This window comes from Kribbella sp. (genome assembly GCF_035655035.1).
Classification (GTDB): domain Bacteria; phylum Actinomycetota; class Actinomycetes; order Propionibacteriales; family Kribbellaceae; genus Kribbella.
Window position 1 is genome coordinate 1 of record NZ_DASRVN010000414.1, and the last position, 2,962, is coordinate 2,962.

General features: G+C 69.8%; 4 protein-coding genes. 1 reads left to right on the forward strand and 3 read right to left on the reverse strand.

What is annotated here, in order from left to right; translation table 11 throughout:
• Positions 1 to 181, forward strand: a 181-nt coding sequence (locus VFF46_RS23075; protein ID WP_325039274.1) for a hypothetical protein, incomplete at its 5' end; no start/stop codon positions are given.
• 36 nt (positions 182 to 217) lie between these two features.
• Here VFF46_RS23075 and VFF46_RS23080 read toward each other — a convergent pair.
• From VFF46_RS23080 to VFF46_RS23090, 3 genes are all read right to left on the reverse strand, one after another.
• Positions 218 to 1,348, reverse strand: coding sequence for an endonuclease (locus VFF46_RS23080; protein WP_325039275.1), 1,131 nt, complete (start codon positions 1,346 to 1,348; stop codon positions 218 to 220).
• A 124-nt stretch (positions 1,349 to 1,472) separates the two neighbouring features.
• On the reverse strand, positions 1,473 to 2,150 hold the full coding sequence (locus tag VFF46_RS23085; protein WP_325039276.1) for a hypothetical protein: 678 nt from the start codon (positions 2,148 to 2,150) through the stop codon (positions 1,473 to 1,475).
• Positions 2,147 to 2,641, reverse strand: coding sequence for an RNA polymerase sigma factor (locus VFF46_RS23090; protein ID WP_325039277.1), 495 nt, complete (start codon positions 2,639 to 2,641; stop codon positions 2,147 to 2,149). The genes VFF46_RS23085 and VFF46_RS23090 overlap by 4 nt, the downstream gene beginning before the upstream one ends.
• Between the last annotated feature and the right edge of the window lie 321 nt (positions 2,642 to 2,962).

Sequence of the window (2,962 nt, forward strand, 5' to 3'; positions counted from 1 at the left end):
CGACCCGGGGTTCCAGAAGTGGGTGCAGACCCGGATCGGTGTCGCCGCCGCGCAGTCGGGCGTCGTCCAGGCCGCGCAGGTGAAGGCCGCCGTACCGACCGGGAAGCTCACCGCGACCGGCGAGCGGGCGCCCGAGGCGCGGGCGGCCGGCCAGAACCGGGATCTGCAGGCCAATAGATAAGGGCCGCGCCTCCCGGGAGACGCGGCCCTCGGACCCTCACGGCCAGATCGAGCTGATCCACTCCGGGTGGTCGATGAACGGATTCCGGTTGTGCTGGAACTGGGTGTAGATGACCTCATTGCGGTTCTTCTCGAACGCGTCCGGCGGGTCGGCCGCCGCCCACGCCTTCAGCACCGACAGCTTGCCGATGTACGGCGCCGTGCCGTTGCCGACCTTGTCGTTCAGCTCCAGGTTCGCGAAGCCGTCGTCGCCCTCGTACCGGACGGCCATGTAGAAGATCATCCGGGCGACGTCGCCGCGGACCGCCGGGCGGGGCGCGAACGAGTCCGCGTCCGCCGTACAACCGGTGCACTGGGCAACCGCCGTACCGCCGTTGTCGAAGTCGAGGTTGCCGCGCGCCGAGTTCACCGAGACGTCTTCGGGGCGCAGGTGGTGGATGTCGGTGCCAGGCCCGGTCGCGGTACCGAAGTCGCCGTGCGACTTGGCCCAGACGTGCTCGCGGTTCCAGTCGTCGACGCCGCCGCCCTCGCTGGTCTTCGCGATCGAGCGGCCGGAGTAGACCTCGATGACGTTGTTGCTGTTGTTCGGGTCCTGGTCGGTGACCTTGAGCGCGTCCCAGACCTGGTCGTAGGTGAGCTTGGTCTGCTGCGAGATGATCGTGTGCAGCGCGGCCTTCAGCGCGGCGCCGCTCTTGCCCGCGGCGGCGGCGTAGTAGTCGCCGGGATCGGTCGGCGGGTCACCCGGGTCCGAGCTGCCACCACCGCCGGCGAAGGCGGTCGCGTTCTTCAGGCCGGGATGCGAGAAGTACGCCGCCAGCGTGCCGGTGACGGTGATCTGCCGGCCGAGCAGGCTCGGGTTGCTCTGCAGCCCGTACGCCGCGCGGAACGCGGTCGGGATCTGCACGTAGAGCATCGACGACGTACTGGTCTGCGACGCCGAGTCGGCGAGCGCCAGCGCGTAGTCGTTCGGGAAGTTGCTGCGGACAACGGTGCTGGTCGCGGTCGGCTGACCGACGACATAGCCGGTGACCGAGGCGGTCGAGTTGTCCTGCTGGCCGATCGCGGTGGCGACGGTGATCGTGGTGGCGGCGTTCGACGGGGTGATGCCGAAGCCGAGGAGCGCTAGGACGGCGGTGACGAGCAGCGCCGGACGGAACAATCGGGACACGGCTACTCCCAGGGGCGGGTGGGGACCGGACCCTCACAGGTTGCCCGTCCTTTCCCCGCCGCGAAACCTCCCACCGCCTGAAAGTTGCCCGGCCATCCGGCGAACCACGGGTCACGAATCAGCGTTACGGCAACTGCAGCCGGCCGATCGGGCCGGCCGCGACGAGACTCTTCGAGGGCTTGGCCGTGGGACTCAGGTCTTCGTAGAGCAGGTACGACCCGGCCGGCAACGATGCGCCGGCACAGGACCGGATGGCGATCCCGGCGTCCACAACCTTCGACTGACCGGCGCGCAGCTCGACCGCCTTGGCCGTCGTACTGACGGTCGCGTGCCCCACCATCCGGCCGTCGCGGACGACCGCGACCCACTGGGGTGGCAGACCGGCGATGAGCGGGTGTGGCAGGCCGCCGTGGTACTGATACTTCGAGCGGATGCTCCCTGACCACCCGCCGGCGGTCCGGCTGATGCTCTTCTGGGTCAGGGTCACCGTGGCGACCTGGCGTCCGCTGCCGGTTGGGTCGGGCGCCGGGAAGACGTCGCCGCACTGGTACGGCGCGACCGCGGTCGGCCGGGCGGTACTCGCCACCGTGCTCGCCGGACCGGCCGGAGTCGTGGCGTTTCCGGGCATCGCGGCATACGCACCGACCGCGAGCACGGCCACGGCCGCGACTCCGGAGGCGCCGACGAGCCCGGCGCGCACGCGACGCCGGCGACGGATCCGGGGCAGCAGGTCGTGTTCCGCGAGTTCCACGCCGGCGCCGTGTCCGGCCAGTTCCTCGAGCAGGTTCTTCACGTCGGTCATGTCAGGTTCTCCTCCGGTACGGCGAGCTGCGCGGCGAGCTTGCCGCGGGCATCGGCCAGATGGCGTTTGACCGTGCCTTCCGCGCAGTCGAGTTGCGCTGCGATCTGCGGCACCGTGAGGTCTTCGTAGTACCGAAGCACCACACAGGCACGTTGCCGCGGCGACAGCGTGGCCAGGGCGTGCCGGATGTCGTCGGCCGGCCCGTGATCCGGCTCCTCGGCAACCGGCTGGACGAACAGGTGCCGCTTCGCCCGCCAGAGTCCGGCGCGCCGCCTGCCGTCGACGTACTGGTTCAGCATCGCCCGCCGGACGTAGCTCTCCAGTTCGGCGATGTCGTCGCCGAGCCGCAGCCGGCTGAAGACACGCAGCAACGCGTCCTGGACCAGGTCGGCCGCCGCTGCCTGCTCTCCGGTCAGGAGATAGCCGTACGCGCGCAGCGCATCGCCTCGTGCCGCGAGGAGTTCCTGGAAGGCTCGTTCCCAGTCGGCCATGGCACCCGCTTCGTCGATTACGCCGTCAGATTCGCACTGTCAGCCGTCAAGACGAGCCATGCCGCCGGAACGTTGGGGGCATCGCGAGAAGTTTGAACCGGTGGGGTGCTGAAAGAGTGAGTGTCATTCAGCACCCCACCTGGGCAAGCGGGCCCCCATCAGGCCGTGACGTACCGCCGCAGCCTGCTCTGCCCACCTACCAGCGAGGTACCACTGGCGGGCGGCACCTCACCGACACGGCGGCGTTGGGCGGACGCCGTTACGGACCGTACTCATTTCGACACGTCTTGTCCATACCCCGTCGGCGGCCAACTGCTCGGC